At 65.3% G+C, this 404-nt stretch carries 1 protein-coding gene; it reads right to left on the minus strand.

Annotation, left to right across the window (positions count from 1 at the left end; all coding sequences use genetic code 11):
• Window positions 1–85: 85 nt before the first annotated feature.
• A partial coding sequence (locus CWC14_RS18315) for a DUF2782 domain-containing protein (RefSeq protein WP_212746568.1) occupies window positions 86–404 on the minus strand: 319 nt, incomplete at its 5' end.

Below are 404 nucleotides of genomic sequence, written 5' to 3' on the forward strand. Positions count from 1 at the left end.
CCACGCCCGGGGGCAAGAGATGTGCCGCGGGCGTGACGCCTGTCGCTGCTGGTTCAGCTGTCGCGTGAACCAGATGCCGAGCTTATCACTTTTTCAGTGCCCAGCCGGGTACCTTGAGCTGGCTGGCACTGGTGACGCTGGACTTGATGAAGTTGCCGTTGCCGTCACTGTCGAGCAGGAAGAAGGGCGCGCCGCCCTTGGGGATGATCTCGATGGCATACAGATGGCCATTGACGCGGTATTCGCGCAGCTGGCGGTCATCCTGCTGACGGCTGGTGATCTGCGGCTTGGGGGCCTCGCTCTCGGCGACAGCCAGCGGCGCACTCAGGGCGGTGACGGCCAGCAGCAGCCCGGTGGCCAGCAGCGTGGGCAGGCGCAGCAGGGAATGCGGAGCAATGGAAGCA

Origin of the sequence: Pseudoalteromonas sp. S3260 (genome assembly GCF_005886925.1) — a bacterium.
GTDB classification, from domain to species: Bacteria; Pseudomonadota; Gammaproteobacteria; order Enterobacterales; family Alteromonadaceae; genus Pseudoalteromonas; species Pseudoalteromonas tetraodonis.